Here is a 5,631-nt window from a genome sequence, read left to right on the forward strand (position 1 = left end):
GGGCGGCCGTGACGGTGGGTGCGTATGCGTGCTGCTGGAGTGAGGAGTGGTGATGTGACTCTCGCGGCGGCGGGTACCGCCGGACGGGTGAATTTCGTGCGGTTGGTCAGCCGCTCTTGAGCGCCTGCTCGATCGTCCGCATGACCTCGCTCAGCGGCGCGTCCGTACGCGCCACGGCCACCAGCACCTCGCCCTGTGTGCGGGCCGTCGCCGCGGGCTCCTCGGCCGCCGCGGCGGCCTCGCCCATGACCGTGCCGCTCTTGCGGCCGGCCCCTATGCCCGAGCCGAAGGTGTCACGGACGATCGCGAACGCGTGGTCGAGCTGGGCCTCCACATCGCCCTGGCCGCCGGCCCGCAGCCAGCGACGCAGCACGTGGTTGTGCGCGGTGACGACCGCGGAGGCTGCCACCTCCGCCAGCAGCGGGTCGTCATTGCCGTAGTGGTGGTCGCGCTCGTCGAAATGGCCCAGCAGATAGCGCGTGAACAGGCGCTCGTAGCGGGCCACCGACGCGATCTCGCGCTCCCGCAGCGTCGGCACCTCACGCGTCAGGCGGTAGCGCTCCACGGAGACCGCGGGAGAGGCCGCGTACATCCGCATGACCTCTTTGATGCCGCGGCAGACCGTGTCCAGCGGGTGCTCGTGGGGCGGCGCGGCGTTCAGCACCGCCTCCGCCCGCACCAGCGTGTCGTCGTGGTCCGGGAAGATCGCCTCTTCCTTGGAGCGGAAGTGGCGGAAGAAGGTCCGCCGTGCCACGCCCGCCGTGGCGGCGATCTCGTCGACGGTCGTCGCCTCGTAGCCCTTGGTCGCGAACAACTCCATGGCCGCCGCCGCCAGTTCACGACGCATCTTCAGACGTTGCGCGGCGGCGCGGGAGCCTGCGGCGCTCTCCGGGGCGTCGGCCTGGGCGCCGGCGCGGCCGGTGCGGCGGGAGGTATCAGCGGGCTGGGGCATGATCTGAACGTACTGCATTCGAGCAGCTGAATGCGCCCACGGGGCGGTGCCGGCGTCGGACGGGGCCGGAGCCGGGGACGGGCCGCCCGGACCGAGCAGCCCGCCCCAGCCGGCGTCGGACTCAGCGCCGGGCATATTCGCGGAAGCCGCGTCCCGTCTTGCGGCCGAGGCAGCCCGCCGCCACCAGGTGCTCCAGCAGCGGCGCCGGGGCGAGACCCGGGTCGCGGAACTCGCTGTGCAGCACCTTCTCGATGGCCAGCGAGACATCGAGCCCGACCACGTCGAGCAGTTCGAACGGGCCCATCGGGTAGCCGCCGCCGAGCTTCATCGCGGCGTCGATGTCGTCGAGGCTGGCGTAGTGCTCCTCAACCATCTTGATCGCGTTGTTGAGGTAAGGGAAGAGGAGCGCGTTCACGATGAAGCCGGCGCGGTCGCCGCAGTCCACCGGGTGCTTCTTGATCTTCGCGGTGACCTCACGGACCGTGGCGTGAACGTCGTCGGCGGTGAGGACCGTGCGGACCACCTCGACCAGCTTCATCGCCGGCGCCGGGTTGAAGAAGTGCATCCCGATGACGTCCTCGGGGCGCGAGGTGGCGCGGGCACAGGCGACGACCGGCAGCGACGAGGTCGTCGTGGCGAGCACCGCGCCCGGCTTGCAGATCTTGTCCAGTGTGGCGAACAGCTGCTGCTTGATCTCCAGGTCCTCGGCCACCGCCTCCAGCGCCAGATCGACGTCGGAGAAGGCGTCCAGCGAACCGGCGGGCGCGATCCGGGCGAGGCTGGCCTCACGGGCCTCCTCCGTCATCCGGCCCTTGGAGACCGAGCGGGCCAGCGACTTGCCGATCCGGGCCTTGGCCACCTCCGCCTTCTCCAGGCTGCGGGCGGCGAGGACCACGTCGTAACCGGCCTTGGCGAAGACCTCGGCGATGCCGCTCGCCATGGTGCCCGAGCCGGCCACACCCACCGAGCGGACCTCACGGCCGGCGGCCGCCTCCGCCGACGGCCTGGGGGTCAGCGCGTCGTCGACCACCTCCGCGGTGTCCGGCGCGGCGTACGTGTAGAAGCCGCGGCCGGCCTTGCGGCCGGTCAGGCCCGCCTCGCTGAGCTGCTTCAGGACGGGCGCCGGGGCGTGCAGCCGGTCGTGCGACTCCGCGTACATGGCGTCGAGGACGGTACGGGCGGTGTCGATGCCGATCAGGTCGAGCAGCGCGAGCGGTCCCATGGGCAGACCGCAGCCCAGCTTCATCGCGGCGTCGATGTCCTCACGGGAGGCGTACCGCGACTCGTACATCGCCGCCGCCTGGTTGAGGTAGCCGAACAGCAGGCCGTCGGCCACGAACCCGGGCCGGTCGCCGACCGCGACCGGCTCCTTGCCGAGCTCCCTGGCGAGCGCGGTGACGGCCTCCACGGCCGCCGGCGCGGTGAGCACGCAGGAGACGACCTCGACCAGCTTCATGGCAGGCGCCGGGTTGAAGAAGTGCAGGCCGAGCACGCGCTCGGGGTGCTCGGAATCGGCGGCGAGCCGGGTCACGGAGAGGGCGTTGGTGCCGGTGGCGATGATCGCCTGCGGCCGGACGATGCCGTCCAGCTCCCGCAGGACCTGGAGCTTGGCCTCGTACGACTCGGGCACCACCTCGATGACGAGGTCGGCCTCCGCCGCGGCCTGAAGGTCCGAGAAGGTGCGGAAGCGGGCGAGGGTGTTGCGGCGCTCCTCCTCGGTGATGCGCTCGCGCTCCACGGCGCGGGCGGTCGAGGCCTCGAGCGCGAGGACGGCACGGCGTGCCGCGGCGTCGCTGACGTCGATGCCGATGACCTCACGGCCGGCGCGGGCGAGGACCTCGGCGATGCCGGTGCCCATGGTGCCGAGGCCGACGACGGCAATGGTGTGGAGAGGGGTGTCCATCACGGGACTCCAGGGATGAGTGACGACTGAATGAGGAGCGCGCGCGGGCGGAACGGAAGAACGCCGAAAAGCGCCGAATGCGCACAGGCCGTACACCGAGGGGCGTGCGGCGCGCGGGAAACGCGTGTCGTGGTGCTGGGCCGACGGGCCTGTCCCGGGCCACGTCGTACTGCGGGCTTCGAAAAGCCGAACCGACAACCTCTCGGCGGCTGCGTCACCAGGCCGCCGAAAGCGCGGGGGTTACCCGCTCACCTGAGGTTAACTCGCGGGTAACGAGCGCGCCAGCCCTGGGGTGATGTGATCTGGATCGCGCCTTCACCCCCTCGATACCCTGCTCCCATGGACGAGGAGTTACGGTCGCTCGCAAGCCGGCTACGGGACGAGGCGGGCGGCGGTCCGGTGTACGAGCGCCTGCTGGCCACCACCGACCGTGACGAACTCGCCGCGGTCCTCACCCAAGGCGAACACGCCCTGTGGGCCCGCGAACTCGCCGCCTTCCGCCTCGGGTGCGCCGGCGACCGCCGGGCCTTCGAGTCCTTGGTCCTGCTCCTCAACCACCGCGACCCGGAGCGCTGCGTCTCCGCGGCCCACGCGCTGTTCCTGCTGGGCGACCCCAGAACCCCCCGCGCGGCGGCGGCACTCGCCACCAACGAACTCCGCGTCGCCTACGCCCTGTCACCGGTCCGCCTGCTCACCAGGCTGCGCGCCCCCGAGTCCGCGCCGGCGCTGATGACGGTCCTGCGCCGCAGACTGACGGCCGGGGATCCTCACTGGCGCGTGGCCCTGGCCTGCGTGGAGGGCCTCGGGGCGCTCGGGGACAAACGCGCAACGGAGGTCGTCCGCGCGGCCCTGCCCCACCCCCGCCTGACGGCCGCCGCGGCGGCGGCACTGGCCAGGCTGGAGGTGTGAGGGGAGGGCGTCGCCTGCCCGGAGAGACAGCCGCCCAGCAGATCCCGAGTCGCCGAGCGATCGTCAAACTGCCTTGTGACCCGCTTTGTTGCGCTGCGACCATCCAGCCATGGACTCGCGAGTAGTCGGAATACCTGAGCTGGACGGCACCGAAAAGGTGGCCGTGGTGATCGATGTGATGCGGGCCTTCACCACCGCCGCATGGGCTTTCCACTGTGGGGCAGCCAAGATCGTTCTCGCTGCCGACGAGGACGAGGCGCTGGCGGTCAAGGCGAGTCACCCGGGCTGGCTCGCGCTCAAGGACGGCGCGCCGGTCAGCGGATTCGACCTGGTCAACTCCCCTCGCCTGATCCAGGAGGCCGACCTGGCCGGTCGCACCGTGATTCAGAAGACCACCGCGGGAACGGTCGGGGCCCTGGCGGTCGTCGAGGCGAAGCTGGCGCTGTGCGCCAGCTTCGTCGTGGCCGGCGCGACGGCCCGGGCCCTGGCGGATGCCGGCGCCGACCCGGTGACTTTCGTCGCCACCGGCGAGGACGGCCGTGCCGCCGAGGATCTGGCCTGTGCCGAGTACCTGGACCGGCTCCTGGCCGGGGAGCGCGTCGACCCCGGCCCCTACCTGCACCGCGCCGGCACCTCCCCGGCCGCGGACGACCTGCGCGGCGGGCGACGCGGCGGCGCTCACCCCGCCGATGTGGGGTTGTGTCTGGAGGTGGACCGGTTCGACTTCGCCATGAAGGTCGGACGCGAGGAAGGGACGGCGGTGCTGCGGCCGCTCAGGAGCGAAAAGAAGCCTGCTGGCATGATCGGCGGGTGATCGGCGAAACCGCGCGCCCCGGCGCCATGAAGTACGTCCTGTTCGATGTCGACGGCACGTTGATCGATGCCGTGGAAAATCAGCGCAGGGTCTGGCGAGCATGGGCGGAGCGGTACGAGCTGGACGCCGACGAGGTCTACCGGGTGGCGTTGCGGACGCGGCCGTCGGAGACCTTCGCGCAGGCCGCTCCCGGCGAGGACCCTCAAGAGTGCCTGGCCGCATTGCACGCGTTGGAGGACGAGGACGTCCGTTCCGGCACCTACGCGGCCTTCGACGGGGCCTTGGAACTGCTGACCGCGCTGCGGCCCGGAAGCTGGGCCTTGGTCACCTCGAACTACGAACACCGGGTACGCGGCCGCTTCGCCCGGACCGGCCTGCCGGTCCCGGACGTCCTCGTGGACGCGGCCGCCGTCGACGAGGGCAAGCCGTCGCCCGTGCCCTACCTGCGGGCCGCCGCGCGACTCGGCGCCGAACCGGCGGACTGTCTGGTCATCGAGGACGCCCCTTCCGGGGTGCGGTCCGGACTGAGTGCCGGAATGACGGTGTGGGGCGTCAACGCGGCCGCGGCGGTGGACGGCGTGCACCGCCACTTCGGCACCTTGCGCGAAGCGGTCGGCGACATCCTCGCGTTCACGTCCGTGCCGCACTCTCACCGGCCGGCGGGATCAGCCGCGGTGGAATAAGCAACTCCGGAATCCGGCCCGTTCCTTGCGACGGTCCGCCGGGGGCCTGCTTCCCGGACGGCGTCCGGCCGCCCGCGGGTGGCTGTGGCCGCGTCCGGCGGGCTCAGGTCTGTGGCGGCGGCCCGGCCTCGCCCGGTGCCCGCGTCCGGCGGGCTCAGGTCCGTGGCGGCGGCCCGGCCTCGCTCGGTGCCCGCGTCCGGCGCTGCGGGAGGTCGTCAGGGTCAGGGGGCGCCCCGCGGTGGAGGCGGGCGCCGCCGGGGCGGGGGCGCAGGCGGGCGCGGGCCGCGTCCGCCATGCGGCGCGGCTTCCAGGGCCCGCGCGGGCCGTCCACCGGACGCGGCGGCGGCGCGGACGGCCGGGGCGGCACAGA

Annotated in this window: 5 protein-coding genes and 1 pseudogene; 3 read left to right on the top strand and 3 right to left on the bottom strand. The window is 72.5% G+C overall.

Going from position 1 to position 5,631, the window contains the following annotated elements; translation table 11 throughout:
• Positions 1-106 precede the first annotated feature (106 nt).
• Complete coding sequence (locus ACWGH4_RS30080; RefSeq protein WP_453466468.1) at positions 107-952, bottom strand: TetR family transcriptional regulator; 846 nt, start codon at positions 950-952, stop codon at positions 107-109.
• A gap of 121 nt (positions 953-1,073) precedes the next feature.
• Positions 1,074-2,855, bottom strand: coding sequence for a 3-hydroxyacyl-CoA dehydrogenase family protein (locus ACWGH4_RS30085; RefSeq protein ID WP_453466470.1), 1,782 nt, complete (start codon positions 2,853-2,855; stop codon positions 1,074-1,076).
• A 339-nt stretch (positions 2,856-3,194) separates the two neighbouring features.
• On the opposite strand from ACWGH4_RS30085, the gene ACWGH4_RS30090 reads away from it, so the two are divergent.
• The 3 genes from ACWGH4_RS30090 to ACWGH4_RS30100 all read left to right on the top strand — a co-directional run bounded on the left by ACWGH4_RS30090 (position 3,195) and on the right by ACWGH4_RS30100 (position 5,261).
• On the top strand, positions 3,195-3,764 hold the full coding sequence (locus ACWGH4_RS30090) for an adenylosuccinate lyase (protein ID WP_453466472.1): 570 nt from the start codon (positions 3,195-3,197) through the stop codon (positions 3,762-3,764).
• A 109-nt stretch (positions 3,765-3,873) separates the two neighbouring features.
• Positions 3,874-4,578, top strand: coding sequence for a 2-phosphosulfolactate phosphatase (locus tag ACWGH4_RS30095; protein WP_453466474.1), 705 nt, complete (start codon positions 3,874-3,876; stop codon positions 4,576-4,578).
• Positions 4,575-5,261: an HAD family hydrolase gene (locus tag ACWGH4_RS30100; protein WP_453466476.1), complete on the top strand. Its 687-nt coding sequence runs from the start codon at positions 4,575-4,577 to the stop codon at positions 5,259-5,261. The genes ACWGH4_RS30095 and ACWGH4_RS30100 overlap by 4 nt, the downstream gene beginning before the upstream one ends.
• Before the next feature lie 154 nt (positions 5,262-5,415).
• Here the strand turns inward: ACWGH4_RS30100 and ACWGH4_RS30105 are convergent.
• Positions 5,416-5,631 (bottom strand): annotated as a pseudogene (locus ACWGH4_RS30105) (transcription termination factor Rho); the annotation flags it as partial.

This window comes from Streptomyces sp. NPDC054847 (assembly GCF_053610925.1).

Coding starts and splice junctions, on each gene's coding strand:
- ACWGH4_RS30095 (WP_453466474.1), top strand. CDS start 3,874: ATGGACTCGCGAGTAGTCGGAATACCTGAGCTGGACGGCACCGAAAAG.
- ACWGH4_RS30090 (WP_453466472.1), top strand. CDS start 3,195: ATGGACGAGGAGTTACGGTCGCTCGCAAGCCGGCTACGGGACGAGGCG.
- ACWGH4_RS30085 (WP_453466470.1), bottom strand. CDS start 2,855: ATGGACACCCCTCTCCACACCATTGCCGTCGTCGGCCTCGGCACCATG.
- ACWGH4_RS30080 (WP_453466468.1), bottom strand. CDS start 952: ATGCCCCAGCCCGCTGATACCTCCCGCCGCACCGGCCGCGCCGGCGCC.